This is a genomic window from Acinetobacter sp. YH12117 (assembly GCF_013418865.1).
Classification (GTDB): Bacteria; Pseudomonadota; Gammaproteobacteria; order Pseudomonadales; family Moraxellaceae; genus Acinetobacter; species Acinetobacter indicus.
The window spans coordinates 29,555-54,831 of sequence record NZ_VPBF01000013.1; the positions used below are offsets into that span (position 1 = coordinate 29,555).

23 protein-coding genes and 1 riboswitch are annotated in these 25,277 nt (G+C 48.9%); of the genes, 9 read left to right on the forward strand and 14 right to left on the reverse strand.

What is annotated here, in order from left to right; all coding sequences use genetic code 11:
* Nucleotides 1–13: 13 nt before the first annotated feature.
* On the forward strand, nt 14–1,183 hold the full coding sequence (locus tag FTU55_RS06610) for a S41 family peptidase (RefSeq protein WP_180046565.1): 1,170 nt from the start codon (nt 14–16) through the stop codon (nt 1,181–1,183).
* 16 nt (nt 1,184–1,199) lie between these two features.
* Here FTU55_RS06610 and FTU55_RS06615 read toward each other — a convergent pair whose 3' ends face one another.
* The 3 genes from FTU55_RS06615 to FTU55_RS06625 all read right to left on the reverse strand — a co-directional run bounded on the left by FTU55_RS06615 (nt 1,200) and on the right by FTU55_RS06625 (nt 4,845).
* Nucleotides 1,200–2,561, reverse strand: coding sequence for a sigma-54 dependent transcriptional regulator (locus tag FTU55_RS06615; protein WP_218949091.1), 1,362 nt, complete (start codon nt 2,559–2,561; stop codon nt 1,200–1,202).
* A 65-nt stretch (nt 2,562–2,626) separates the two neighbouring features.
* Nucleotides 2,627–4,195, reverse strand: coding sequence for a PAS domain-containing sensor histidine kinase (locus tag FTU55_RS06620; RefSeq protein WP_104489117.1), 1,569 nt, complete (start codon nt 4,193–4,195; stop codon nt 2,627–2,629).
* Between the two features lie 14 nt (nt 4,196–4,209).
* Nucleotides 4,210–4,845: a response regulator gene (locus FTU55_RS06625; RefSeq protein ID WP_005181577.1), complete on the reverse strand. Its 636-nt coding sequence runs from the start codon at nt 4,843–4,845 to the stop codon at nt 4,210–4,212.
* Nucleotides 4,846–5,062: 217 nt separating this feature from the next.
* On the opposite strand from FTU55_RS06625, the gene FTU55_RS06630 reads away from it, so the two are divergent.
* On the forward strand, nt 5,063–6,145 hold the full coding sequence (locus FTU55_RS06630) for a serine hydrolase (protein WP_127799456.1): 1,083 nt from the start codon (nt 5,063–5,065) through the stop codon (nt 6,143–6,145).
* A gap of 93 nt (nt 6,146–6,238) precedes the next feature.
* Here the strand turns inward: FTU55_RS06630 and thrC are convergent, their stop codons facing one another.
* The 4 genes from thrC to xerD all read right to left on the reverse strand — a co-directional run bounded on the left by thrC (nt 6,239) and on the right by xerD (nt 10,696).
* Nucleotides 6,239–7,384 carry a threonine synthase gene (gene thrC, locus FTU55_RS06635; protein WP_005181581.1) on the reverse strand — a complete coding sequence of 382 codons (1,146 nt, stop codon included), beginning with the start codon at nt 7,382–7,384 and terminating at the stop codon, nt 6,239–6,241.
* A gap of 57 nt (nt 7,385–7,441) precedes the next feature.
* Nucleotides 7,442–8,746 carry a homoserine dehydrogenase gene (locus FTU55_RS06640; RefSeq protein WP_171499819.1) on the reverse strand — a complete coding sequence of 435 codons (1,305 nt, stop codon included), beginning with the start codon at nt 8,744–8,746 and terminating at the stop codon, nt 7,442–7,444.
* Between the two features lie 122 nt (nt 8,747–8,868).
* Nucleotides 8,869–9,681, reverse strand: coding sequence for a DsbC family protein (locus FTU55_RS06645; protein ID WP_005181584.1), 813 nt, complete (start codon nt 9,679–9,681; stop codon nt 8,869–8,871).
* Between the two features lie 97 nt (nt 9,682–9,778).
* Nucleotides 9,779–10,696: a site-specific tyrosine recombinase XerD gene (gene xerD, locus FTU55_RS06650; protein WP_005181586.1), complete on the reverse strand. Its 918-nt coding sequence runs from the start codon at nt 10,694–10,696 to the stop codon at nt 9,779–9,781.
* Nucleotides 10,697–10,864: 168 nt separating this feature from the next.
* Between xerD and FTU55_RS06655 the strand changes: the two genes are divergently transcribed.
* The 5 genes from FTU55_RS06655 to ftsW all read left to right on the forward strand — a co-directional run bounded on the left by FTU55_RS06655 (nt 10,865) and on the right by ftsW (nt 15,967).
* A complete protein-coding gene (locus FTU55_RS06655; RefSeq protein WP_005181588.1) occupies nt 10,865–11,125 on the forward strand; it encodes a FeoA family protein in 261 nt (86 codons plus the stop codon).
* Complete coding sequence (locus FTU55_RS06660; protein ID WP_104487721.1) at nt 11,122–12,975, forward strand: ferrous iron transporter B; 1,854 nt, start codon at nt 11,122–11,124, stop codon at nt 12,973–12,975. Before FTU55_RS06655 ends, FTU55_RS06660 begins: the two co-directional genes overlap by 4 nt.
* 25 nt (nt 12,976–13,000) lie before the next feature.
* Nucleotides 13,001–13,249 carry a DUF6587 family protein gene (locus FTU55_RS06665; protein ID WP_016659699.1) on the forward strand — a complete coding sequence of 83 codons (249 nt, stop codon included), beginning with the start codon at nt 13,001–13,003 and terminating at the stop codon, nt 13,247–13,249.
* Between the two features lie 154 nt (nt 13,250–13,403).
* Entirely contained in the window at nt 13,404–14,756 is a 1,353-nt protein-coding gene (murD, locus tag FTU55_RS06670; RefSeq protein ID WP_160243609.1) for a UDP-N-acetylmuramoyl-L-alanine--D-glutamate ligase, read from the forward strand.
* Between the two features lie 14 nt (nt 14,757–14,770).
* On the forward strand, nt 14,771–15,967 hold the full coding sequence (ftsW, locus tag FTU55_RS06675; protein WP_180046569.1) for a putative lipid II flippase FtsW: 1,197 nt from the start codon (nt 14,771–14,773) through the stop codon (nt 15,965–15,967).
* Here ftsW and FTU55_RS06680 read toward each other — a convergent pair.
* The 7 genes from FTU55_RS06680 to FTU55_RS06710 form a co-directional block, all read right to left on the reverse strand.
* Nucleotides 15,956–16,216 (reverse strand): zinc-ribbon domain-containing protein, encoded by a 261-nt coding sequence (locus tag FTU55_RS06680; RefSeq protein WP_005181597.1) that lies wholly within the window; start codon nt 16,214–16,216, stop codon nt 15,956–15,958. The two genes, ftsW and FTU55_RS06680, sit on opposite strands and share 12 nt — an antisense overlap.
* Nucleotides 16,217–16,267: 51 nt before the next feature.
* Nucleotides 16,268–17,188 (reverse strand): tRNA glutamyl-Q(34) synthetase GluQRS, encoded by a 921-nt coding sequence (gene gluQRS, locus FTU55_RS06685; RefSeq protein WP_180046571.1) that lies wholly within the window; start codon nt 17,186–17,188, stop codon nt 16,268–16,270.
* Nucleotides 17,189–17,190: 2 nt separating this feature from the next.
* Nucleotides 17,191–17,718 (reverse strand): RNA polymerase-binding protein DksA, encoded by a 528-nt coding sequence (gene dksA / locus FTU55_RS06690; protein ID WP_016659695.1) that lies wholly within the window; start codon nt 17,716–17,718, stop codon nt 17,191–17,193.
* 214 nt (nt 17,719–17,932) lie between these two features.
* Nucleotides 17,933–18,736: a metallophosphoesterase gene (locus FTU55_RS06695; protein ID WP_180046573.1), complete on the reverse strand. Its 804-nt coding sequence runs from the start codon at nt 18,734–18,736 to the stop codon at nt 17,933–17,935.
* Between the two features lie 21 nt (nt 18,737–18,757).
* Nucleotides 18,758–19,366 (reverse strand): NUDIX domain-containing protein, encoded by a 609-nt coding sequence (locus tag FTU55_RS06700; protein WP_005181612.1) that lies wholly within the window; start codon nt 19,364–19,366, stop codon nt 18,758–18,760.
* A 77-nt stretch (nt 19,367–19,443) separates the two neighbouring features.
* Nucleotides 19,444–21,339 (reverse strand): phosphomethylpyrimidine synthase ThiC, encoded by a 1,896-nt coding sequence (thiC, locus tag FTU55_RS06705; protein ID WP_180046575.1) that lies wholly within the window; start codon nt 21,337–21,339, stop codon nt 19,444–19,446.
* Nucleotides 21,340–21,423: 84 nt separating this feature from the next.
* Nucleotides 21,424–21,554: riboswitch (TPP riboswitch) on the reverse strand.
* A gap of 60 nt (nt 21,555–21,614) precedes the next feature.
* Entirely contained in the window at nt 21,615–22,637 is a 1,023-nt protein-coding gene (locus FTU55_RS06710) for a hypothetical protein (RefSeq protein WP_042119428.1), read from the reverse strand.
* A gap of 348 nt (nt 22,638–22,985) precedes the next feature.
* Here FTU55_RS06710 and FTU55_RS06715 point away from each other — a divergent pair, with 348 nt between their 5' ends.
* On the forward strand, nt 22,986–24,326 hold the full coding sequence (locus FTU55_RS06715; RefSeq protein WP_168399148.1) for a TolC family outer membrane protein: 1,341 nt from the start codon (nt 22,986–22,988) through the stop codon (nt 24,324–24,326).
* Between the two features lie 124 nt (nt 24,327–24,450).
* A complete protein-coding gene (phoU, locus tag FTU55_RS06720) occupies nt 24,451–25,173 on the forward strand; it encodes a phosphate signaling complex protein PhoU (RefSeq protein ID WP_005181619.1) in 723 nt (240 codons plus the stop codon).
* Nucleotides 25,174–25,277: the final 104 nt, after the last annotated feature.

The window sequence follows — 25,277 nt, forward strand, 5'->3', positions numbered from 1 at the left end:
GATAGGTGAAAGGATGGTTCCACACTGGAAACGCATGCTTGTTGCAACAACATTGATGATGTGTGTGAACCTGCCTGTCTGGGCGGCAGAAGATCAAGATCCGCTGGCACTAGAAGAAACCACTGAGCAGGACTATGTGGAAGTGCCGGTCGAATCGATCCAGCAGTTTGTCAAAATTTATGGGCTGGTCAAAGCCAATTATGTCACGGAAAAAAGTGACGAAGCTTTGTTTGCTCAAGCCATTCAAGGTCTGGTTTCCGGACTGGACCAGTATTCGCGTTATCTGAATGCCGAAGATTACCGTGCCTTGGTGCAATATACCGAAGGTGATCTGGCCTCGGTCGATTTTAATTTACGTTACGATGCCCAGCAGCATCAATGGCAGATCCACAATTTAAGACCCGATGCCGACTCGGCCAAACAGGGCCTGCGTAATGGTATTTCGGTCTTTAAAATCGACAATCAGGAACTGCAAAAGCTCAATCAGGATCAGGTCAATGCCTTGTTGATGGGCGCGGTTGGCTCCAATATCACCTTGCAATTGACCGCAAGCGCGCAGCCGATTCGTCTGGTACGCAACAGAAAAGTCGAAACCGATATTCAGGCGCAGATGCTGAGTAATCAGGTGCTACTGATTAAAGTCAAAGTCTTTCAGCAAGATACTGCCAATGAAATCAAGGAACTGATCGAACAGTACCGCACACCACGGTTAAAGGCAGTGCTGTTTGACCTGCGCAATAATCCGGGCGGTTTGCTGTCCTCGGCGGTCGAATCGGCCGATCTGTTCTTGAATCAGGGCGTAATTGTTTCTACCAAAAGCCGCGCTGAAGGCGACCAGCAATTTCAGGCTTTACCGAGTTTTGAATTCCAGAACCTGAAAGTCGGTGTGCTGATTAACCAGCGCTCGGCCTCTGCTGCAGAAGTGTTTACTGCCGCCTTAAAAGATCATGGCCGTGCCTGGGTGATTGGTGAAAAAAGTTATGGCAAAGGGGTGGTACAGAAGCTGTTTCCGCTGTCAGATGGCACCGCCTTACAAATGACAGTTTCCCACTATTACACCCCGCAAGGCAAAATGATTGAAGGGGTCGGGATTGAACCGAACCAGCGCTATGCACTGCAACAGGATATGAAAGAAGACAATTATCTGGACCATGTTGCAGAGCTGCTGTTAAGTCATAAATAGGCGCAGGGTTCGCACCTTATTCATCGGTATCCAGTCCGAATTTCTTTAGTCGATAACGCAGGGAACGAAACGACATCCCCAGTTTTTTCGCAGCTAGGGTCCGGTTCCAATGGGTCAGATTCAGTGCATTCAGCAAAATCTCTTTTTCGATTTTCTCCAGAAACAGCTCCAGTCCTTCTTCCGGCAGTTTACGCGGAGCAGCGGGCAGGGCATCAGCTGTAACCGGTGTTGCCGGGTCAGCTTCTGGCTCGGCCAGCGGTGCCATTTTGCGTAAGGGTGCGGTCTGCAGATGTGGCAGATCAATCACATCATCATCACTCAAGGTCATGGCGCGTTCAATGATATTGCGCAGCTCACGCACATTACCCGGATAATACTGTTCCAGCAAAAACTGCTGGGCACGTTCTGACAGGGTTTTGCTGTGTATATCCCATTCCTGGGCAATTTTCTGAATAAAATGCTGGGCCAGCAATAAAATATCCTGACCGCGCTCACGTAGCGGTGGCAGCACAATATCCATTACATGAATCCGGAAGAACAGATCCTGACGGAACCGGCCTTGCTGGACTAACGCTTCCAGGTCCTGATGGCTGGCGCTGATAATCCGGAAATCAACATCAATTTCCGTATCGGAACCGACCGGACGAATCCGTTTTTCCTGCACCGCGCGCAGCAGTTTCACCTGCATATTGAGCGGCAGTTCGGCAATTTCATCCAGGAACAGGCTACCGCCGTGTGCTGACTGGATCAGGCCCTGTTTGTCCTGCGCTGCACCGGTAAAGCTGCCTTTTTTATGGCCGAAGAATTCGCTTTCCATCAAATCGCCCGGAATGGCACCACAGTTGATGGCAATAAAAGGCCCGTCACTGCGGTTGCTGAGGCGATGCACCAGATTGGCCACCACTTCTTTCCCGGTGCCTGATTCACCGCTAATAAACACCGGTGCCTGCGAGCGGGCAATTTTTTTCAGGGTGGTGCGTAGTTGCTGAATCGGTAGAGATTGCCCGATCAGCATCCGCTGTTCCAGCTGGTCCGCTTCCTGACTATGTGCTTTAAACAGCGGCTGATTCAGTGCTTTTTCCAGCAATTGTTCGAGGTGTTTCTGATTAATCGGTTTGCTGACAAAATCAAAGGCCCCGGCTTTGAGTGCGGCAATGGCAATTTCCATATTGCCATAGGCCGTCAGCACCGCAACCGGCAGCTGCGGAAAATGCTGGGCAATCAGCTCGACCAGTTGCAGGCCATTGCCATCAGGTAAATTCAGATCGGTGATGCAGGCGTCATAGTGATGACTGGACAGCAGCTGACGTGCTTGCTCCAGCCGGTGTGCCACGTGTGTTTGAATCCCCATGCGCGCCAATGTCATTTGCATGAGCATGCATAAATCTTCCTCGTCATCGACGAAGAGAACGAGTGGTTGTTCCACTAAACTTCCCCAAAAAACTATTTATTTACGTCAACAGGTGAGCATTCAATCCTGAAACATGCTCCTTGTTTTTGTTCTACATAGCGCAACTTGGCCCGATTGGCCTCGCAGAAACTATGTGATAAGTATAATCCTAAACCAGTTCCACTAATTTCGGTACTAAAAAATGGTTGAAACAGGTAGCGAATATCATGTGAAGCCACGCCGCTGCCATAATCTTTGACATCCATATAGACCGTGTCCTGCTGGCGATAAAGTTGCAGTTCAATCGGATGATCCGGCGCATTGTGGCGCTGGGCATTACGGATCAGGTTAATCAGCACCTGACGCAGCTGGGATTCATCAAACAGAATCTGCAGAGGTTCGGGCTGGCTGACCTGAATCTGGCTGGCCAGATCGGCCAGATCATCCTGGATCAGCTGCGGAATAAAACGCGCCAGATCAATCTGCACCGGTGTGGTTTCCTTATTTTTCACCATGCTTAGGGTGTCATCAATGATCTTGTCAATGCGCTGCGACTGCTTGTCAATCATCTGGCTCAGCATCTGCTGCTGATCGGTATCGCTGCCAGCCAGCAGGCGATTGGCCTGGACAATGGCCGCCAGCGGATTACGGATTTCATGGGCAATACTGGCCGAAAGCTGGCCCAGTGCTGCCAGTTTCAGTTGCTGCACACGCTGGTTGATTTGCCGTGCATCCTGCAGCACCAGCAAGGTTAAGGTCTGCTGCGGCACCACCAGCTTTTGTACCTGAATCTGGATCAGGAAATGACTGAGCTGCGATTCAAACTGGAATTTTTCGCCGTTAGAGAGCTGGTCAAACTGCAATAATTGAAACAGGTCGGGCTGTACTTTATACAGTGGATATTTGTCGAAAGCATACAGCGGATTAATACCCAGCAAATGGCAGGCGGCCGGATTACTGACCATAATATGGCAGTTTTCATCCAGCACCAGATAGCCCATATCGGTCTGTTCCAGAATATAGCGGTTAATATTCTTTAGCCGGTTCAGTTCCAGTGATTGGGAAAAGTTCAGGTGCTCCAGAATCTGGAAACGGCGGACGGCAATCTGGCCAAAACGGTAAATAATAAAAAACAGGAACGAGAGCAGGGCACTTTGCCCGATGCGATCCAGAGAGGAAAAATCCAGTAATGTGCCAACAAAATGCTGATAGGTGACACAAATCATTGCCACCAGGGTAATGAACAGCGCCTTGCTTTTTTCCAGCAATAACGTCGCGGCGAAAATCGCAATCACAAACAGCAGGCTTAAATGCAGGCTCGGTCCATCCAGCGCAAAGGTCAGGCTGCTGAGCACCAGTACATCAACACTGAAAATCAGCGTGAGTTGTAGAGGAATCCTGTGCCGGACATAGCGAAAATACAGCAGCTGGGCACAGCTAAAAATAAAATACAGCACCAGACTGGCGGCATACAGCCGTGGATGCTGATAATCATGATTGAGAGTTTGAGTGGTGAGTAAATAAATCAGCAGCAAACAGAAGGCAATTATCAGCCGATACGCCCCGTACCATAGCCCGAGATGGTACTGGTTCAGTTCAGCTTGCGTACGGCGGATATCCATGAGGCTTAAACCGCTTAAGGTTTAATTAATCCGTAGCGAATGGCCAGATGGGTCAGTTTGACATCACTGTCGATATTCAGTTTTTCAAAAATACGGTAGCGATAGGTGTTTACGGTTTTCACGCTGACGAACAGCTTGTCAGCAATTTCCTGCGCGCTAATACAGTTCACCACCATCATTGCCACCTGCATTTCACGTTCCGACAGGCTGTCGAACGGTGATTGCTGGGTGTCTGACAGGTAGGAACTGGCCAGTTGCTCGGCAATATCGGCACTAAAATATTTACCGCCCTGCATGACTTTTTTAATGGCACGCACCATTTCCGAGACAGGTGCACCTTTGGTGATATAGCCTTTGGCACCGGCTTTGAGTAATAAAGAAGGATAGGGTTCTTCGGCCAGACCACTGACCGCCAATACCTTGGTTTCCGGGGCAGTCTGTAATAAACGGCGCGTGGTTTCCACCCCGCCAATGCCCGGCATGTTCACGTCAAGCAGGACCACATTGGGATGATGCTGGCGCACCAGATTAATGGCTTCTTCCCCAGATTCAGCTTGTCCAATGACCTGAACATCGGTGTGGTCTTCGAGCATACGGCAGATGCCGGTACGAACCAATTCATGATCATCTACCACTAAAACTGTGATCACCTAGACTCTCCCTCTCACTAAAATCATCTTTTTTGTTACATATAGCAAAATTAGCTTGCAATCAACTGACAAAATTGGCCATCCTATTCTTAACCTAAAGTGAAAAATTCTGCACAATGTCGGAGGCTAAAATTGGTTCCGTGCTGTGTTGTAAATGTAAGGCATATTTGAGGTAATACGCAAATGTATCTTACCTCCCTGAGTTGAGTAAGCAATAGTGAAAAATTCTAAGAAGTTATTAATGCATGTGCTGGGAGCATCGGTTCTGCTCGGCATGAGTTCAGTCAGTACTGCTGAAATCGTCATGAACCCTTCCTCGGGGAGTAACGCCCAGGCAACGCTAAGCTGGTCATCTGAAGAAGCCAACCAGCTGCTGAATGGCGATGTGATGACCACCGCCACGACTTCTGTGACCGAGCAGGTGGTGGAACCGTCACCACAAGGCTCAACCAAAATTACCACCACGGTACGCAGTTCCAGCACACCGGCGCCCGCCAGCACGGTCAGTAGAACCAGCCCGATTCTGGATACTGCATCCTATAGCAACCAGCCCACTGTGAACGCACGTGCCGCACTGGTGATGGATGCCAATACCGGTGAAGTGCTGTACAGTAAAAATACCAATACCGCGTTGCCGATTGCTTCAATTACCAAAGTGATGACTGCGGTAGTGACGGCGGATGCGCGTTTAAATATGTCTGAGCAAATTACCTTGCAGCAGATTGATTTTGCCGGTGCAGCAGGCAAGAACTCGAGTTCGACCCTGCGTGTGGGCGACAAGATGAACCGTGCTGAAGCCTTATTATTTGCCTTAATGAAATCAGAAAACCCGGCCGCAGCAGCGCTGGCGCGTACCTATCCAGGTGGACGCAGCGCGTTCGTGGCTGCCATGAACAACAAAGCGCGTGAGCTGGGCATGCATTCGACCCGCTTTACCGAATCGACCGGTTTGGACCCACGCAATGTGTCCTCGGCGCGTGATTTAGGTATTCTGGTCAGTACCGCGTCACAATATGGCCTGATTCGCCAGTTTTCGACCACGCCAAGCTATGACTTTAACCTAGGTTATCGGGTGCTGAAATCGAACAATACCAATTCGCTGGTGCGTAATGGTGGCTGGAATATTAACCTGTCTAAAACCGGCTTTATTAATGAAGCAGGGCGTTGTCTGGTGATGCACACCACTTTAAATTCACGTCCGGCGGTGGTGATTATTTTAGGGGCCAGCAATACCCAGGCGCGTAATAACGATGCCACCCGTTTAATGTCCTGGACCAGCCAGTTACCAAAACGGATTTAAGCTGAACTGTTCTGTGCGAAATCGTGCAGAACTTAAAACCTCAGCCATAAAAAAAATCCCTGCATGAGCAGGGATTTTTGTTTCAAACCGGAATTATTGATCCATGTTTGAAAGGATAGAATCACGAACCTGATCCATGGTGGCGTCAATTGACAGCATCACCGCATCCTGGCACTGTTTCATTGCAGTGTCTGGGTCTTTCAGACCGTTACCAGTAACAGTACATACAATTACTGAACCTTCTGCAATTTTACCGGCTTTAATGTCACGCATCGCGCCGCCAATGGATGCTGCAGATGCAGGCTCAACAAACACGCCTTCGTACATGGACAGCATGCGCTGAGCTTCCAGAATTTCTGCATCGGTCAGTTCATCGAACCAGCCTTGTGAATCACGAACTACAGCTTTGGCATGGTTCCAGCTTTGCGGGTTACCAATACGGATTGCAGTGGCTACAGTTTCCGGGTTTTCAACTGGCGCACCACGTAAGAATGGCGCAGCGCCAGAGGCTTGATAACCGACCATAACTGGTAAACCTTCCGGTTTTGGACCAGTAAAGGCATCCGTTGCCGCATCATACACCACTTGTTCAAACTGGTCTGCAGGCTGGTTAGCCACAGCTTCGGTATAACCCATCCAGTGTGCAGTAATATTGCCCGCGTTACCAACTGGCAGGCAGTGGTAGTCTGGGGCACGGCCGAGTTCATCCACGATTTCGTAGGCAATGGTCTTTTGACCTTGCAGACGGTACGGGTTGATCGAGTTTACGATGGTTACCGGAGCCTGATCGGCCACTTCTTTCACCAGACGCATACCATCGTCAAAGTTACCGCGAATCTGCATGGTGATGGCACCGTACATCATGGCCTGTGCCATTTTACCCATAGCAATTTTGCCTTCAGGAATCAGCACAAACGCTTTGATACCAGCACGCGCTGCATAGGCTGCTGCCGCTGCAGAAGTGTTACCGGTAGAGGCACAGATAATGGCTTTTGAACCTTCTTCAACCGCTTTGGTTACGGCCATGGTCATACCACGGTCTTTAAATGAACCTGTCGGGTTTAAGCCTTCATACTTCACATAAATTTCAACGTTCTTGCCAATAATACGTGGAATGTTCTCAAGCTTGATTAGCGGGGTATTCCCTTCACCGAGAGAGATTGCACGTGTAGTTGCAGACACTGGTAAACGGTCACGATAACGGTCAACTAAACCAGTATAACGATTGGCATTCGACATGATGATGTTCCAATTGTGTGTAGAGCTTGGCAAGGGGAAATATTCCCCTTGACCCGATTAATTATCAAGCGATTCTAAACGAATTCGTACAATTTCGCCATGAATCACAGGCAAAGCTTGAATTTGTTGTAACGCTTCATCCATTTTTGATTCCTGAACTGGGTCAGTTAGAATCACGATAGGAATAAGGTCTTTTAAGCGAGATTGCTGCATGATGGCATCAATACTGATACCGGCACGGCTTAAAATAGTGGTGACATCGGCCAGTACACCGGTCTGGTCTTCGGCATTAATGCGAATATAGTAACCCGTGGTCATCTGTTCACGGCTTAAAATTGGCAAGTCGGTTAAGGCTTCGAAGGCCAGTTGCGGAATTGTTCCTGCACCGTCTTCGGTATAGGAGATGTCACGGACAATATCGACCACGTCAGCAACCACAGCTGAAGCGGTCGGGCCTGCACCGGCACCGGCGCCATAATACAGGGTTGGACCGACTGCATTGGCCTGCACCAGCACCGCATTTTTCACGCCATTTACATTGGCAATCAGTTCTTCTTCAGGAATCAGGGTTGGATGCACACGCAATTCAATACCGGCATCGGTACGGCGTGCAATCCCTAAATGCTTGATGCGGAAACCTAAATCTTCGGCATATTTGACATCTTGTGCGGTAATTTTGCTAATGCCTTCGGTGTACACCTTGTCAAATTGCAGCGGAATACCAAATGCACATGAGGCCAAGATAGTCAGCTTGTGCGCTGCATCAATGCCTTCAACGTCGAAGGTTGGATCAGCTTCGGCATAACCCAGTTCTTGCGCTTCTTTCAGCACATCGGCAAAGGCACGGCCTTTTTCACGCATTTCGCTTAAGATGAAGTTACCGGTACCGTTAATGATACCTGCCAGCCATTCAATCTTGTTCGCGGCCAGACCTTCACGGATCACCTTGATGATTGGAATACCACCAGCTACCGCAGCTTCATAGGCGATCTGAACGGCATGATCATCCGCGGCTTTAAACAGTTCGTTGCCGTGTTCAGCCAGCAAGGCCTTGTTTGCGGTGACAATATGTTTGCCGTGTTTCATCGCTTCCATAATGACTTCATATGCAGGATGAATCCCACCCATGACTTCAACCACGACATCTACATCCGGTTGACGGACAATGTCCAATAAGTCAGAGCTTTGCTTGACCGATTCAGGTAAGTTTAAGTCTGGACGCGGACGACGGGTGCCGACATAGGTAATTTCAATTTCACGACCGGTGCGACGTTTAATCTCAGCAGCATTTTCTTTTAATAGTTTAAGGGCACCACCACCCACAGTACCAAGACCGAGGATTGCCAGACGAACTGGTTTCACGTCACACTCCATATTTAATCAATTTTAAGCGAGCTTAGATCATAGCTAAAAAAAGCTGAAGACTCTAGCGTAGAAATCACTTTCTCTTGATCTATAAAAAACAGTAATTTAACCCATTAAAATTAGTTATTTAAACGCTTCAGCAATTCGCTTGGCGACAGATAACCACCAAGGTAAACCCCGTCTGCACTATAGATTGCCGGGGTACCGTTCACCCCGATATTCAGACCCAGCTGATAGTGTTCACGTACTGGCGTTTTGCAGCTGGCGGCAGGCAGTTCAGCACCGGCAATGGCCTGATCAAAGGCCGCATGGCGGTCTTGGCTACACCAGACGCTTTCCATGGCCGGAATAAACTGTTCGCCACGTGGCCAGGCAATATAGCGTACTTCAATGCCTTGGCTGTTCAGCTCATCCATATGTTCATGCAGCTTGTGGCAGTATGGGCAGCTGACATCGGTAAACACATAAATGATGTGTTTGGTTTCACCCTTGGCTTTATAGATCAGCAGATCCTGCTCTTTCAGGCTGGCAAAAATCTGTTTATTGGTGCCGGCTTGCAGGCTCTCACCGACGTTATGTAGCTGTTTGTCGCCTAAACGGATCACATCGCCTTGGAAAATGTATTTGCCATCGCTGGTGGCATAGACCGCAGACATGCCTTCCAGGCTGACCCAGTATAGATTCGGGACTTCCGTGGTTTTAACTTCCGTGATTTTGGCCTGAATGCCAGCAGTTTTAAAATGCTGTTCCAGGGTTTTGACCAGACGCTGCTGGGCATTACGTTCAGAAAGGGTAGAGGCTTCCCCGGTTGCCGGTGCACTGGCCGTAAGCGTGGTTTGTTTTTTCTCATCATTATTGCTCGAGCATGCCGTCAGGCCCAGGCCTGCAGCAAGTGTCATGGCCATTACAATTTTCGCGCGGGTAAATGTCATTGCTAACCCTTTTCTTATCGATATAAAAACAAGGAGGCTAGCATAACAAAAAAAAATGACCGATCGAAAACTTCTTGGTCGTATTTCGGCAGTGCGGTTAAGCGCGAGGATGATGGGTCGCGTGCAGCTGCTGCATGCGAATCTGCGCGACATGGGTATAAATTTGTGTGGTCGACAGGTCGCTATGCCCCAGCAGCATTTGCACCACGCGCAGGTCCGCGCCATGATTGAGCAGATGCGTGGCAAAGGCATGGCGTAAGGTATGCGGCGATAATTCGGCCTGAATCCCGGCCTGTAGTGCATAGCGTTTAATCGCATACCAGAAGTTCTGCCGGCTCATGATGCCGCCATGCTGGGTCAGAAATAAATAATCGGTGCTGGTTTTATATAGCTGCGGCCGCGCCTCTTGCAGATAGTGTTCTACCCATTCACAGGCGACCTGGCCTAAAGGCACCAGACGTTCTTTATTGCCTTTGCCGACAATGCGCAAATAACCCTGTTTCAGGTTAATCAGCTCCAGACGTAAATTCAGCAATTCAGACACCCGTAACCCACAGGCATACAGCACTTCAAACATGGCCCGGTCACGCAGGCCCAGCGCTGTATTGACATCCGGTGCCTGAATTAGCGCTTCAACATCGGCTTCGGACAGATCTTTGGGCAAGGCCCGGCCCAGTTTTGGGGTTTTATGTGCGGCGACCGGATTGTCGGCGCGCAGTTTCTGTTCACGCAGAAATTTATAAAAAGCCCTTAAGGCCGATAGGCAGCGGGCAATCGAACGTGGGCTTTTTTGCTGTTTGGTCAATTCAATCAGGACATCGGAAATATCATCATGACTCCAGTCCAGCATCGAACTGGGCACGCAGGCACTGCATAACATTAAGTCGGACAGATAGGCATTGCGGGTATGTGGACTGACGGTTTGTGCTACTAGATGATCGCGAAAGCCCTGCAAATAGCTTAAATGTTCCGGAATGGTGACAGGTGCAGGAATGCGGGGCTTTTTATTGAGCATGTGGATCACTTTAATTTAAGAATTCGATCAAGATCATTGGAATTCTCCAATGTAGAGTAATTTTTCCGGGCTGTCGATGTGATATAAGAACGGAAACGTAATCAATCCTTATTTGTTAATTATTCTCATTTGTTTGTATACTATTTAAAAGAGCTTAGGAATTTCACAGTGCGTTTATCAGAGTTAAAGGTAAAGCAGACGGCCATTATCCGCCAGATTATCCGGCAGGATGAGGGGGGCGAGTCACACAATGACTTGGTGGCCAGCCGTCTGGAAACATTGGGGTTTGTGCCGGGCACGCGCGTTCAGGTCATTACCAAAGGTGTTTTTGGCGGGGACCCGATTCTGATTCAGGTCGGTTTTACCCGTTTTGCCTTACGCAAAAATGAAGCAGAGAAAATTGAAATTGAAGATGGAGTCACTACATGAGTGATGCCTTACGTATTGCCCTTGTAGGGAATCCTAACTGCGGTAAAACCTCATTATTCAACCATTTAACTGGTACACGCCAGAAAGTTGCCAACTATGCCGGCGTAACGGTCGAACGTAAAGTCGGTCATTTTAATTTACCTTCAGGCAAGCCGGTACGGGTGCTGGATTTACCTGGCACTTATAGCTTGAATGCTGCCAGCCCGGACGAAGCCATTACCCGTGATGTGGTACAGGGCAAACTGGCAGAAGAAGGCCAGCAGGATGCTTTCCTGTGTGTGGTTGATGCCACCAATCTGAAGCTGCATCTGGGTCTGGTACTGGAAATGATTGAACTGGGTCGTCCAATGTTGCTGGTGCTGAACATGATGGACGAAGCGCGTCGTCGTGGCATGCAGATCAACACCCAGAAACTGTCTGAGCGCCTCGGTGTGCCGGTGGTAGAAACCGTGGCCGTACGCCGTTCCGGGATTGAAAACCTGATGAATGCGCTGGATCAGGGTAAATATGCGCTGCCACATACCGAATTGACCGGTCTGAAAGGCGATGCCCATCAGAAGGTCGAAACCCTGCTGAATGATGTGGTGCAATACGTCGATCAGGAAGATAAACGTTCCGATTTCCTCGATAAGGTGTTCCTGCATCCGGTGCTGGGTCTGGTCAGTCTGGCGGTCATGATGTTTATCATTTTCCAGGCGGTCTTTGCCTGGGCAGCCCCATTTATGGACGGGATTGAAACCTTCTTTGGCTGGCTGGGTGAAGTGATTGGTGGCAGTATTGCTCATCCTTTACTGAACAGTCTGGTGGTGGACGGGATTATTGCCGGTGCCGGTGGTGTGGTGGTGTTCCTGCCGCAAATTCTGATTCTGTTCTTCTTTATTCTGGTTCTGGAAGAATCGGGTTATTTACCGCGTGCCGCATTCTTGCTGGATAAACTGATGTTTAAAGCCGGTTTAAGTGGCCGTGCCTTTATTCCGTTATTGTCCAGCTTTGCCTGCGCGATTCCGGGGATTATGGCAACGCGCAGTATCAGCGACCCGCGTGACCGTTTAACCACTATTTTTGTGGCACCGCTGATGACCTGTTCCGCGCGTTTACCGGTGTATGCGCTGTTAATTGCCGCCTTTATTCCGGAACAAACGGTATGGGGCCTGTTTAACCTGCAGGGTCTGGTGCTGTTTGCGCTGTATATGGCTGGTATTTTAAGTGCGCTAGGCGTGTCTTTTGTGCTGAAGTTTTTCCAGAAAGACAAGTCCGATCACATGCTGTTGATGGAACTGCCAAGTTACCGTTTCCCGGACATCAAAAACGTCTGGATTGGTTTGCTGGATCGCGCCCGAATCTTCCTGAAACGGGTCGGTGGCATCATCTTTGCCCTGTCGATTCTGCTCTGGTTCCTGTGTACCTTCCCGCAGCCGCCAGAAGGCGCGACCATGCCGGCGATTGATTATACCTTTGCCGGGATGCTGGGCCATATCATGCAGCCAATTTTTGCCCCACTGGGCTTTAACTGGCAGATCTGTATTGCCTTGATTCCAGCAATGGCAGCCCGTGAAGTGGTGGTGGCTGCACTGGGTACCATTTACGCCCTGTCAGGGGACGAAGATGCCATGGCCGATGGTCTGGCCAGCATCATCAGCAGCGGTGGTGACTTGGGCTGGTCATTGGCGACCGGTTTATCGCTACTGGTCTGGTTTATTTATGCACCGCACTGTCTGGCGACGCTGGCCACGGTACGCCGTGAAACGGCATCGTGGAAAACAGTGGGCTTTATGACCGTGTATCTGTTTGGTCTGGCCTATTTGATGTCATTCCTGACCTATCAGATTGCATCCAACCTGTTGGCTTAAGCCGAAACAAAAAAAGGAGACTGAAATGATTGAAGTATTGATTGTGGCGGTATTGGTGATGTGGAGCACGCTGGTGGTCTTCAAAAAGGTATTCCCGAAGACTTCAAATTCAGTCTTTCTGAAGTTGTCGGATGCCTGTACGGCAAAAGGCTGGCACACGCTGGGCAAATGGTTCAGACCGAAAATGGCTGCCGGTTGTGGCGGTGGCTGTGATTGTCCGGTGTCGGAGCAGGCCAGCAAGAAAACTGAAGTACAAGGGGTCAAGTGGAAGTAAGCCCTTGAGCATCAAAAAAGCCGTCATCTCTATGACGGCTTTTTTACGCACTGACACAAAATTTTTTCCAGAAACTGCAAACAGAAAAAGCATTCAAAACCCCAAAGTGCTAACATTTCCGCAGTTTAAAATCCAAATCATTGATGGAGCTCAAATGTTAATACAACGCGGTGGATTAAAAGTTGTGGCAGGTCTTGGCATTTCAGGTGTTGCAGCAGTCAACTTCTTGCATGATCAGGGCTACCGCGTTGCCGTAACAGACTCTCGAGCGACACCCCCCGGCTATGACCAGATTCCGGCCGAGGTTCAGACCAGTTTTGGCCAGTTTGACCAGGAACTGCTGTTGTCTGCTGAAGAAATTATCATCAGTCCGGGGCTTGATCCAAAACTGCCAGAAATTCAGGCGGCAATGGCACAGGGCATTCCGGTGGTCAGTGAAATCCAGATTTTACGCCGTGCCACTGACAAGCCAATTGTGGCCATTACCGGTTCCAATGCCAAAAGTACCGTAACCACACTAATTGGCCTGATGGCTGCCGATGCTGGCAAGAAGGTCGCGGTTGGGGGCAATCTGGGCCGTCCAGCGCTGGATTTAACCAAAGATGATCCGGAGCTGTATATTCTGGAACTTTCCAGCTTTCAGTTAGAAACCACGTCAAACCTGAATGCTGAAGTGGCGGTGGTGCTGAACATGAGTGAAGACCATCTGGACCGTCATGGTGACATGCTCGGTTATCACACCGCCAAACACCGTATTTTCCAGGGCGTGAAACAGGTGGTGTATAACCGTGATGATGCACTGACCCGTCCGCTGGTGCCAGATACCACCCCTATGCAGAGCTTTGGCCTGAACGCACCAGATATCAACCAGTTCGGTATTTTAAAAGAAACAGATGGCACCATTTGGCTGGCGCGTGGCCGTGAACGTCTGCTGAAAAGCAGCGACATGTATATTCAGGGTACGCATAATATTGCCAATGCCTTGGCCTGTCTGGCGCTGGGTGAAGCGATTGGCCTGCCGATGGACAGTATGCTGAACACCTTAAAAAGCTTTAAAGGTCTGGAGCATCGCTGTGAATTCGTCGAAGAGGTCGCAGGCGTGCGTTATTATAACGACTCCAAAGGCACCAATATTGGTGCCACCCTTGCGGCACTGGAAGGCTTGGGTGCAGCAATTCAGCCGTATGGTGGTCAGGTGGCCATTATTTTAGGCGGGCAGGGCAAAGGCCAGGACTTTAAGGCACTGCGTCAGGCGCTCAGTCAATATGCCAAACTGGCAGTGTTGATTGGTGAAGATGCCGCACTCATTGAAGCGGCAGTACAGGGCACTACCACGCTGCTCCATGCCGACAGTCTGCAACAGGCGGTCACACTGTGCCAGCAGCATACCCAGCCGCAGGATGTCGTGTTATTGTCACCTGCATGTGCAAGTTTTGATATGTTCTCGGGCTATCCGGAACGTGGTCGTCAGTTCGTGACTTATGTCAACGAACTTGGTCAAGAATAATAAGGATTTGGGATATGGCTGGCTTTGCTCAGACAACGATCAATAAAATCAATCAGGTCTATGAGCGCTGGTTGCCGCGGTTACCGGCCGAAGTAAATGTGCGCAATGTGCTCATTTTTAGCGTATTGGCCTTGCTCTGTATCGGCTCGATTATGGTGGCATCTGCCTCAATGCCCTATGCCGAGCGTATGCATGAAAATGCCTTCCATTATGTACTGCGGCATGGTATTTCAATTGCGGTGGCGCTAGCTGCCGCCTATACCGTGTATAAAGTTCCCTTAAACCTCTGGTTCAATAACACCTTCTTTTTATGGATTATTACCATTGCCTTGCTGATTGCAGTACTGGTGGTTGGCACCGAAGTCAATGGTTCCAAACGCTGGATTCGGGTGGCCGGGTTTACCTTGCAGGCTTCGGAAGTGGCCAAGGTGATGATGGCCATTTTTACCGCCGACTACGTGGTACGTCGCGCCGAAGAAGTGCGTAATAATATTAAAGGTCTGGTGCGGCTGGCGGTAATTATGGCAGCGACTGTGGGTCTGATTATGGCAGAACCGGATTTGGGTGCGACCGTGGTGATTGCGCTGACCATGCTTGGCGTGTTCTTCCTGGCCGGTGCACCGCTGATTCAGTTCGGGATTGCCTTGGGTGCGATGCTGGGTGCGTTTACCTTCTTGGTGGTGTTTGAACCCTATCGTTTTGAACGTTTAATGTCTTTCTCTAACCCGTGGAATGATCCGCTCGGGGCCGGTTATCAGCTGTCAAATGCCTTAATGGCTTTTGGCCGTGGTGAATGGGCCGGGGTGGGTTTGGGGCATAGTATCCAGAAAATGTCCTATCTGCCGGAAGCGCATACCGACTTTATGCTGGCCGTTTTAGGCGAAGAATTTGGCTTTTTTGGCATTCTGGTGGTGCTGAGCCTGTCTTTCACCATGCTGGTCTGCTGTATTCGCATTGGTCATCGTGCCTTGCGTCATCAGTACTTGCGTGCCGGTTATCTGGCCTATGGCATCAGCATCATCTTCCTGTTACAGATTCTGGTGAATGCCGGCATGAATATGGGCATGTTGCCGACCAAAGGATTGACCCTGCCATTTATCAGTTATGGGGGTTCATCGCTAATTATGTGTGCGGTGATGGTCAGTCTGATTTTAAAGATTGAAAGTACTACCCAGCAAACCAATCCAAGCCGTGAGGAATCAAGCTTCTAGATTGCTCTGCTGAAATGGATCTGGCTGAGCATGGTGCAACACCGTGCTTGGCATTTCTGTTTTACAGTTCAGACATTTGACAAAGCTGCCTTTGGCTTTGGATAGCGGAATTAAAGGAATAAAAAATAAGGAAAAATAATTGCGCTGCTGCTTCAGTTCATAGCTGGTGCGGGTGCGACAGACCGGACAGACAAACTGGTTTTTCTCCAGCACTTTGGTTTTTGGACCAATCCCGAAAATAAAAAACATAGTAATCCCATCTTGCAGTTATTTTTTTCTAGATTAGCGCAAATTGTGTAGTTATGCGTAGCTGCCCTGTAGCTGAGTTGTATGTGGAATGGCGTCAATTGACCACTGGGCAATGGCTTGCTGCAGCATACGTGCCGGGGTGTCTAAAACTACCGGGGGTTGGTGCAAAGCCGTGAGCGCCTTTTGTAATAGCAGAGGAGCCTGATTTAAATCCAGCGGCTGGGCCAGGTTCTGCTTGGAGAGTTTTTGCCCCTGATCATTCATGGCCAGCGGCAAATGCAGATAGCGCAGTTCCGGATAGCCCAGCACCCGCCCAAGCCAGATCTGTCGTTCGGTATTGTCCAAGAGGTCTGCGCCGCGGACGACATCGGTAATGCCTTGCAGATAGTCATCGACCACCACGGCCAGCTGATAGTTAATAATCCCGTCACGGCGTTTTAAGACAAAATCACCCAGATCTTGTTGCAGGTTGGAGCAATGTCGGCCCTGCAAGCGGTCTTCAAAGCAAATGTCTATATCGGTCACTTTCAGGCGGATGGCCTGCTGTGCAAAGGAGAGTTGCAGATTGCGGCAGGTGCCAGCATAAATATGATTGGAACCGAGCATTTTACGCGTGCACTGACAGGCATAGACCCAGCCTTGCTCGGCGAGTTGCTCAAGAACGTCTTCGTAAATGGCCAAACGGTCTTTTTGAAACAGAATCTCGCCATCCGGCTCGAACTGAAAGGCATCTAGAGAACGCAGGATATGCGCTTCACTGCCGGGATAAATACGGGGAATGTCGGTGTCTTCAATACGGACCAGCCAGCGCCCATGCTGGGCCTTGGCGTCACAATAACTGGCCACCGCAGTAATGAGGGAACCAAAATGCAAAGGGCCGGTTGGCGATGGCGCAAACCGGCCCACGTAATTCTCTTCAGCTTTCCCTCCCTTTATCAAAGGGAGGGGCAGGGAGGGATTACGAATAGACATGCTTAACCGTTATTTTGCTTCTCTTTGATTTCTGCCAAAGTTTTGCAGTCAATACACAAAGTCGCAGTTGGACGCGCTTCTAAACGGCGTAAACCAATTTCGATTCCGCAGGTTTCACAGAAACCGTAGTCATCGTTTTTAATGGCTTCAATGGATTGTTCAATTTTACGGATCAGTTTGCGTTCACGGTCACGGGTACGTAACTCGATAGCAAACTCTTCTTCCTGAGTGGCGCGGTCGTTTACGTCAGGCAATGCAGTATTTTCATCTTGCATTGTGTTTAGCGTACGATCAACTTCAGACATCAGCTCGGCTTTCCAGGCCAAGAGAATCTGACGGAAGTGCTCAAGCTGGCCCTCAGACATATATTCTTCATTTTTTTTCGGCTGATAAGGCTCAATACCAAATAAGCTAGCAGTAGAACCACCTTCTGACGCCTTTGGCTTTGTCTTACGCACGCGCTTTGTAGATTTTTCCTCTACAACATCTGTTTGTTCGTCCAAGACTTGATTTTGGTTGTCATTCGCCATGTAGGGCATTCCTCATCATATACGTATTATCTATACGCAAAAAATATGGTGATATGCAAGTGTTTTTATCCACTCCCAAGGAGAAGATTATCCCTTCGGGGGTCGTCATCATATAGACTTTTTATGTATATTGATAGTCTTTGATGTTTGGATTTCGTCGTATCACGTTTTCCTTCGCAGCCATAACTTAAAGCAAAAAGATTAAAATGAAAAGTTAATAACCTGAAATTTCATTATTTATTTGACCGACTAAATTTTCAACACGATGTACCTGTGTGTCGAACTCGCCATTGTCCTTTAAATGCAAGACCCGATAGCCCGGTGCTTCCTGTCCCAGGGCAAAATCATCACTGTGCGGTTTAAACTGCACTGAAGTCGAAGGTGTTGAATAAAAAGGAATATTGTTCCAGATGTTCAGCGAATCCTGATGCACGTGACCAAATAAAACCGCTTTAATATTCTGATGCTTGGCCATCACTTCAGTCAGATCTGCGGTATTTTTCAGTTTGTGCTGATCGACCCAATGCGACTGCATGGCAAAAGGATGATGATGACAGGCCAGAATCACATGCTGGCTGGCATGTTCGGTTAACAGCTGGTCCAGTTGCGCGAGCTGGGAGGGTTCAATCCGGCCATCAATCTGATTCTTGACCGCACTGTTCAGCAGCATGATGGTCCAGCGACCCAAATGAATGGCATGTACCCGGTTTTGCTGCTGGTGAAACGGAAAATACTCCACCTCATCATGATTGCCCGGAATCTGATAAAACGGAATATTTAGGCGGTGCATAAATGCCAGATAGCGCGCATAGGTCGCCGGCACTGGCACCTGTGCCAGATCCCCGGTATGAACAATGGCATCCAGCTCAGGATAACGTTGCTGAATATCACGCATGATGCCATGAAAGCTGTGTTCCGGATTCATCTGCACAAATTTAAGGTCTTCCTGATCCATTAAATGTGTGTCTGAAATCTGGACGATGGTCCAGCTTTGTGTATTTTTGCTTATAAAAGTCATGCCTGGCCCCTTAGACATTCCTTATGGTTTAATTTGTTGTTGTAACCATTGCAGGGCGATGATCAGCGGCGCATTCCTGAGCCGACCATTGGCCAATAAGATGGGTAAGTGCTCATATTCAAAAATATGCAATTGAATATTTTCGCCTTCCTCACTGAGACCAAACACACCGCCTTGTTCCGGCAAATTTACTTTCGCACTATATAAATGAAAGATTTCCGCACAAGCCCCTGCAGAAGGATAGAAGGTAAACAGATGCTGCAGTTCTTCAACTTCGCAGCCTGATTCTTCTAGGGTTTCACGGCGAATGCAGCTTTCCGGTGATTCATCACCATCGAGTACGCCCGCAATGACTTCAAGTTGCCAGGGAGAATCCTGATCATCCATTGCCCCAATACGAAATTGTTCTATTAATGCAAATTTATGTTTTTTTTCATCATATAACAATACACCGGCTGCCTCCGGGCGTTGAATCAACTCCCGATGAATGACCGGTGTATAGTGGTTTTGATTAAACAGGCGATGGCTCAGACTGACTTTTTCAACCTGAATAAAGCCACGAAACAAGAATTCACGCTGTTGAATGCGCAGTTCATTTCGACCATAGGTCGCCTGTTTAAGTATTTCCATAAAACATCATACGGATGAAGAACATCAGTTTTCATCCTAACTGAGATTAAATGGAACACAAACTCTTTTTCGATAGTTTAGACGTTGTGGTACAATTTTTGACCAGTCTGCTGATAGGTCTCCTTCATGGCTTTGAGACCTTCCGCAACCTCTGTATCACTTTGCATGGCTTCTTTAGCAAGATTCTGATTTTGCGCATAATCTCTCACATTTTGGGTGATTTTCATGGAGCAGAATTTCGGTCCACACATCGAACAGAAGTGCGCTGATTTGTGTGCTTCTTTCGGCAAGGTTTCATCATGCATACTGCGCGCCGTATCCGGGTCCAGACTCAGGTTAAACTGATCTTCCCAGCGGAATTCAAAGCGGGCTTTGGACAGGGCATTGTCACGCGCCTGCGCACCCGGATGACCTTTGGCCAGATCGGCGGCATGTGCAGCAATCTTGTAGGTGATAATACCGTCTTTAACATCTTTCTTGTTCGGCAGACCTAAATGCTCTTTTGGCGTCACGTAGCACAGCATGGCCGTGCCATACCAGCCAATCATAGCGGCCCCAATGGCCGAGGTAATATGGTCATAGCCCGGTGCAATATCGGTGGTTAGCGGACCAAGGGTATAGAACGGCGCCTCTTTGCAGACTTCCAGTTGCAGATCCATATTTTCCTTGATCATATGCATTGGCACATGACCCGGGCCTTCAATCATCACCTGTACATCATGTTCCCATGCGCGATGCGTTAACTCGCCCAGGGTACGAAGTTCGCTGAATTGTGCTTCATCATTGGCATCCTGAATACAGCCCGGACGCAGGCCATCGCCCAGACTGAATGACACGTCATAGGCTTTCATGATTTCACAGATTTCATCGAAGTGGGTGTACAGGAAGTTTTCTTCATGATGCGCCAGACACCACTGCGCCATGATTGAACCGCCACGTGACACAATACCGGTGAGACGGTTGGCGGTCAGCGGTACATAACGCAGCAGTACCCCGGCATGAATGGTGAAGTAATCCACACCTTGTTCGGCCTGTTCAATCAGGGTGTCTTTAAAGATTTCCCAGGTCAGGTCTTCTGCCACGCCGTTGACTTTTTCCAGGGCCTGATAAATGGGCACGGTACCAATTGGCACGGGTGAGTTACGGATAATCCATTCGCGGGTTTCATGAATATTTTTCCCGGTCGATAAATCCATGATGGTGTCGGCGCCCCAGCGGGTGGCCCAGGTCATTTTTGCCACTTCTTCGGCAATGTCAGAACCCAGTGCCGAGTTACCAATATTGGCATTAATTTTCACCAGGAAATTACGGCCAATAATCATTGGCTCAATTTCAGGGTGGTTAATGTTGGCGGGAATAATGGCGCGGCCGGCAGCGACTTCCTGACGTACAAATTCCGGGGTAATTTCACGCAGGTTTTGTGCGCCAAAGTTTTGTCCCGGATGCTGGCGCATATCGACGCCTTGCTGTTGGCGCAGGTTTTCACGGATAGCGATGTATTCCATTTCCGGGGTAATAATGCCCTGTTTGGCATAATGCATTTGGGTCACGTTATGCCCGCGTTTGGCCCGACGCGGTTTCTGGATATGGGCAAAACGGATGTCGGCGGTGCGGATATCGCGCAGGCGTTCCTGACCGAATTTAGAACTGAGCTGATCCAGAATTTCAGTATCGTTACGCTCTTCAATCCAGCGTTCACGCACATTCGGTAAACCCTGGTTCAGATCAATATTGACTTCCGGGTCGGTGTAAACGCCAGAGGTGTCATAGACCATTACCGGCGGATTGTGTTCACCGCCTAAACTGGTTGGGGTTTCAGTCAGTTCAATCTGGCGCATCGGGACACGGATATCCTCACGTGAGCCCTGAATATAGACTTTGCTCGAAGCGGGTAAAATACGGGTGAGGTCTTTGGCATCTTGCTCGTGTTGAGCAGAAATGGCCTCAGAAGAAAGATTCGTTAATTGGTTCATACCATGATCCTTATGAAGAGCATCAACGAATCAAGCACGACCAAAACGAAACGGATTTATCCTGAATAATAAATCGAAACTTAAGGTTTAGTTGCGCTTGATTCCTACGCAGGTGTTAACCTGATCAGGTTCAACGGTACTTGTGCTTAATCATCTATACGGTTAGACAATTACACAATCTCAGCGAGGATTTACTCGCGCTCCGTCAAGCTGCTTAAATCTTAACAGGTTGGCTTAAAAAGGCCAGTGATAAAACTGCCAAATTGGTGGGTGGCTTAGTTATTCTGATAAGGCATACAGACCGCATCGCTAAAACAGTCACGGGTCGGACTTAAGCCGTTTAGCGGTAAATCCAGATAATGGGACAGCTGCTTTAGCGCCAGGGTGTTGGCACGTTCATTGTTTTGTTCTTGTGCGGTCAGGCTGACTGGAATACGGTTACGCCGTTCCTGTGGCGACATCTGTACAAAGCTGCGGAATTTACGCGCCTGATCTGCCAGTCGCGACTGCTCCAGCTTGGCCAGCTTTTCAATTTCATACCAGACACTGGGTTGAATCGCATATTCTGCTTCATAGCTGTCTGAAACCGGGGTATTTAAGGTGCCTTTAAACAGGAACATACGATAGACCTGATCCAGATAACGCGCATCGCGGATATAACTGCTGTCAGGATAGTTTTTGACATAATCTTCCCAGAACAGGGCGCGACGCACCACTTCCTGGGCATCAATGGTCAGGCCGCCATCACGAATCGGACGTTGCATATTCTGTTCGGCCAGATTTTCAATAAAAATCCGTTCGGCATCGGGCAGATAAGGCGCAAAAATACGAGCCAGGTACTGCGGATTACGCCGATAGACCAGTTGCCCTTCACCGGCATCATACAGGTCGACATAGGCCTGACCTTTGTGTTTCAGCAGATACTGGTCGCGTAAGGCAAACTGTTCGAAATGGCTTTGCTGAATGGTGGGATGCTGGGCCAGATCAAAGGCATACTGATCAAAAGCGGTCTGCTGCTGGGCGGTACGTTCGACTTTCAGAAAATTCTGGTACATCTGGGCAGACAGTTCCAGCAGATGCTGCTGGTCGGGGAAATCCATTAGTGGCAAACAGACTTTTAAATCCTGGTTAATCTGTTCCAGGGCAAAGGTGGTGCGCTGCTGGTTAATCTCGCGCATTTCCTGTTCAATGCCGCGGCAGATCGACTTTAAATCGACCGCCTGTTCAGCCACAGCCTGCTTCGGCTTCTGTTCAATGACCACAGGGGGTTCTGGCCTTTGACACGCGGTCAAAACCATTGCAGAACATAAACTGAGCAGTAAAGTACGCCAGCGGGGAGAAATAAGCTTCACGATAACCCAATTAAAAAAAGCAGCAAAAAACAACAAGTGCGGAATGTATGGCGCTATTGTAACCAGCTTCGGGCCGGCGAATTGTAGCGTTGTGCTGAAGTTTGGTTACATGGCTGTGAGTGCGCTCTTGGCTCAACTCAACTGGACAGCTTGCTGCTCGGGTTAAAGCGGTAAAATATAAAAAAATAATCAAAAACATACGAAAAAAATGCGATAAATCGCTACTATGGAGCAAATTGAGTCAATGCTTGACTGAGACATGGCCATTTTGGCGAGATGAGTTAAACGAATAAAATGAAGAAAAAAATATGTATATTGGGCCTGCTGTTGTTTAGCCCTTGGACGCAAGCCTTGGATCTGGTCGAGGCCTATGAGCGTGCCAAAGCCACCGATCCGAACTGGCAGGCCAATCTGCTGCAATATGAAGCCGATCAACTGAATTTAGGCATTGCCAAAGGCAATTTGCTGCCGACCGTGACTGTGTCTGGCAATATCACCCGGCGCAGTCAGGACGCCAATGCTGCGACAATTCCAGGTTTTCCAGTCAGCTCTGAAAGCCTGTCGCCTTCAGCAACCACCACCCGTCAGGTGAGTGTCACTGCACGCCAGCCTTTATTCCGCTGGGATGCCTGGGAAGGCCTAAAACAGGTCAAAACCTCACTCAGTCTCAGTGAAGTCACCTTAAGACTGCAAAAGCAGGAGCATATCTTAAATGTGGCCGAGGCCTACTTTAATGTGCTACGTCAGCAGTCTTTAACCACCGCCTATTTACAGGAAGAGCAGGCGCTGCTGGAACAGCTGAACATGATGAATGCCAAGCTGCGTGAAGGACTGGTTGCGCGCAGTGATGTCAGCGAAGCCGAGGCGCAATATCAAAATGCCAAGGCCAACCGGATTGCCACTCATGTTCAGCTGGTGCTGGCACAGGAACAACTGGCACAGCTGATCGGGCCATATCGTGAAAATCTGGCGGTACTGCGAGATGACTTTCAGTTCCAAAAGCCTTATCCGGCCAGTTTAGAAGCATGGACCGAGCTGGCACAAAGTCAGAACCTGTCCATTTTGCAGGCCCGCTTGCAGCAGCGTTATGCCGAAGACCAGAAACGGGTGGAGCAGGCCGCGCGTTATCCGCAAATTGAAGCGGTCGGTACTTATGGCTATAACAAGCAGACGCCACAAAGCCTGATTTCTCAGGATGGTCAGTTTGATCAGGTCGGCATTGAAATGAACTGGAATGTGTTTACCGGCGGCCGTACCCAGCGCAATATCCAGAAAGCAGCAGTGAATGTCGATAAAGCCGAAGCCGAGCTGGATGCGGCCATCCGTAAAGCCAATACCGATGTAAAAAGTGCCTATTTGCAGGTGGAAACCGATCAATCCAAGTTACAGGCACGACAGGCGGCCATGCAATCGGCGCAACTGGTATCGCGCGCCTCCCGTGCCCAATATCATGAAGGCCTAAAAACCATGGTCGATGTCCTGCTGGCCCAGCGTAATGCTTTTTCGGCCAAGCAGGACTATTTGAATGCCAAATATGATTATCTGATTAATGTGCTGCGCCTCCGGGCATCGGTGGGGCAACTCAGTGAAAAAGATCTGGCCGAGATGAACTTGTGGTTAATAGAAAAACCTTAAATTTCAATAAAATAAAATGATGTAATCGGGCACTTGTTTAAATTGTCATAAAAGCTTAATGTTTAATATGATTTAATAATCAATGATCAAATAAGTCCGTTATTATTGCATTGGAGTACATCTCTTGAGTCCAAATAATCCTGTGTTAAATCACCATATTTCTTCTCAATTTAATGAAGATCTACAGGATGTCAATACAAAATTCATGACCATGGGTGGCTTGGTAGAGCAGCAGGTGGCCAATGCGATTCATGCATTGCTGGACACAGATGCCGCGATGGCAATAGAGGTGCAATTTCAGGACAATGCAGTGAACCGTCTGGAAACTGAAATTGATGAAGCATTAACCCTGATTTTGGCACGCCGTCATCCCGCTGCAATTGACCTGCGCATGGTGATTGCCATGAGCAAGGCCAATACCGACCTGGAACGTATTGGCGATGAAGCGGCCAAAATTGCCCGGATTGCACAAAGCCTATGTGAAGAAGGGGGCTCGCCGCGCGGTTATATGGAGACCCGTCATATTGGTAACCAGGTGCGAGTCATGATTCATGATGCGCTGGATGCTTTTGCCCGTTTAGATGTCGATCAGGCTTTACGTGTACTGCTGGCCGATGCCGATATCGACCGTGAATACCAGTCGGCCACCCGGACCTTAATGACCTATATGATTGAAGATCCGCGTCATATTTCCCGTGTCATCAATGTAATGTGGGTACTGCGTTCCCTAGAGCGGATTGGTGACCATGCGCGTAATATTTCCGAGCAAGTGATTTATATGGTCAAAGGTCTGGATGTGCGTCATACCAGCATGGAAGAAATTGAACAGAAAGTTCAAGAACGCTAAGTTTGAATACCAGAAACAGCCTGAAATAATTTCAGGCTTTTTTTATGGATTACGCATAAAATGGATAAAAAAAATCCCAGATTTTGGGGGAAATCTGAGATCGA

Coding starts and splice junctions, on each gene's coding strand:
- FTU55_RS06710 (WP_042119428.1), bottom strand. CDS start 22,637: ATGGTTTTGACCGCGTGTCAAAGGCCAGAACCCCCTGTGGTCATTGAA.
- FTU55_RS06620 (WP_104489117.1), bottom strand. CDS start 4,195: ATGGATATCCGCCGTACGCAAGCTGAACTGAACCAGTACCATCTCGGG.
- murD (WP_160243609.1), top strand. CDS start 13,404: ATGTTAATACAACGCGGTGGATTAAAAGTTGTGGCAGGTCTTGGCATT.
- FTU55_RS06680 (WP_005181597.1), bottom strand. CDS start 16,216: ATGTTTTTTATTTTCGGGATTGGTCCAAAAACCAAAGTGCTGGAGAAA.
- FTU55_RS06610 (WP_180046565.1), top strand. CDS start 14: ATGGTTCCACACTGGAAACGCATGCTTGTTGCAACAACATTGATGATG.
- thrC (WP_005181581.1), bottom strand. CDS start 7,384: ATGTCGAATGCCAATCGTTATACTGGTTTAGTTGACCGTTATCGTGAC.
- FTU55_RS06695 (WP_180046573.1), bottom strand. CDS start 18,736: ATGACTTTTATAAGCAAAAATACACAAAGCTGGACCATCGTCCAGATT.
- FTU55_RS06665 (WP_016659699.1), top strand. CDS start 13,001: ATGATTGAAGTATTGATTGTGGCGGTATTGGTGATGTGGAGCACGCTG.
- thiC (WP_180046575.1), bottom strand. CDS start 21,339: ATGAACCAATTAACGAATCTTTCTTCTGAGGCCATTTCTGCTCAACAC.
- ftsW (WP_180046569.1), top strand. CDS start 14,771: ATGGCTGGCTTTGCTCAGACAACGATCAATAAAATCAATCAGGTCTAT.
- gluQRS (WP_180046571.1), bottom strand. CDS start 17,188: ATGTCTATTCGTAATCCCTCCCTGCCCCTCCCTTTGATAAAGGGAGGG.
- FTU55_RS06660 (WP_104487721.1), top strand. CDS start 11,122: ATGAGTGATGCCTTACGTATTGCCCTTGTAGGGAATCCTAACTGCGGT.
- FTU55_RS06700 (WP_005181612.1), bottom strand. CDS start 19,366: ATGGAAATACTTAAACAGGCGACCTATGGTCGAAATGAACTGCGCATT.
- FTU55_RS06645 (WP_005181584.1), bottom strand. CDS start 9,681: ATGACATTTACCCGCGCGAAAATTGTAATGGCCATGACACTTGCTGCA.
- xerD (WP_005181586.1), bottom strand. CDS start 10,696: ATGCTCAATAAAAAGCCCCGCATTCCTGCACCTGTCACCATTCCGGAA.
- dksA (WP_016659695.1), bottom strand. CDS start 17,718: ATGGCGAATGACAACCAAAATCAAGTCTTGGACGAACAAACAGATGTT.
- FTU55_RS06615 (WP_218949091.1), bottom strand. CDS start 2,561: ATGCTCATGCAAATGACATTGGCGCGCATGGGGATTCAAACACACGTG.
- FTU55_RS06715 (WP_168399148.1), top strand. CDS start 22,986: ATGAAGAAAAAAATATGTATATTGGGCCTGCTGTTGTTTAGCCCTTGG.